The 1,171-nt window shown below is 72.9% G+C and carries 1 protein-coding gene and 1 pseudogene; one reads left to right on the top strand and one right to left on the bottom strand.

Annotated elements, in window-relative coordinates:
• Positions 1–251: pseudogene (locus tag ACLEQD_RS43855) on the top strand (hypothetical protein); the annotation flags it as partial.
• Positions 252–266: 15 nt separating this feature from the next.
• On the opposite strand, the gene serB reads toward ACLEQD_RS43855, so the two are convergent.
• Positions 267–1,171: phosphoserine phosphatase SerB (gene serB, locus ACLEQD_RS43860; protein WP_410391862.1), on the bottom strand; the 905-nt coding region annotated here is incomplete at its 5' end.

Below are 1,171 nucleotides of genomic sequence, written 5' to 3' on the forward strand. Positions count from 1 at the left end.
CCGCCCCCGCGCCGCGCGCGGCTCCCGCGCCCGCCGCCGCGAGCGCGAACTCCAGCGCCTCGGACATCCTGGATGAAATCCTCGCGGGCGGCTCGCCCACCTCCGAGTGGACGGACGAGGACCTGGCCCGCCTGCAGACGGTGCAGCAGAACCAGGAGAAGAGCTCCAAAATCCTGCGCGCCCTCCTGGAGCTCGTCTTCGAGAAGGGCGCGGTGCAGCAGCGCGAGCTGGCCGCGCGCATGCGCCTCTGAGCCGCGCTGCCTTGCTCAGCCCACCTCGCGCAGCTCGCGCGCGGTGAGCCCCAGCAGCGTGAGGATGGTGTCCAGCCCGCCGGCGGAGATGGACGTGTCGGCGGCCTCGCGCAGCTTCGGCTTGGCGCGGAAGGCGATGCCCAGGCCCGCCTTCTCCAGCATCAGCAGGTCGTTGGCCCCGTCGCCCACGGCGATGACCTGCTCCAGGAGGATGCCCTCCTGCTTCGCCAGCGTCTCCAGCAGCTCCGCCTTGCGGCGCGCGTTGACGATGGTGCCCACGGTGCGTCCGGTGAGCTTCCCGTCCTGCACCTCCAGCGCGTTGGAGTACGCGAAGTCGATGCCCAGCCGCTGCTGGAGCGCCTCCGCCGCCACGGAGAAGCCGCCGCTGATGACCGCGGTGCGGTAGCCCAGGCGCCGGAGCACGCGGATGAGCGTCTCCGCCCCCTCGGTGAGCGGCAGGTTCGCGGCCAGGTCGTGCAGCACGCGCGCGTCCAGCCCGGCGAGCAGCGCCACGCGCTGGCGCAGGGACTCGTCGTAGTCCATCTCCCCGTGCATCGCGCGCTCGGTGATGGCGGCCACCTTCGCGTGGACGCCGTACGCCCGCGCCAGCTCGTCGATGACCTCGATGCGGATGAGCGTGGAGTCCATGTCCATCACCACCATCCGCTTGCCCCGCCGGTAGAGACTCTCGCGCTGGAGGGCCACGTCGAACGTGGGGCTCGCCATGGACAGCGCCAGGAGCGCGCGCTTGAGCGCCGCGGGGTCCGCGTCCGGCGGCAGCATGACGTGCAGCTCCACCGCCGCGAGCGGCGTCTCGCTCAGCCGGGTGATGCGCTCCACGCGCGCGTTTCCCGCCGCCAGCTCCGCGCCCAGCGCGTGCACGTCGCGCACGCCCAGCGCCTTGCCCGTCGCCGGTGACG

The organism is Corallococcus sp. 4LFB, from assembly GCF_046520365.1.
Lineage (GTDB): Bacteria > Myxococcota > Myxococcia > Myxococcales > Myxococcaceae > Corallococcus > Corallococcus caeni.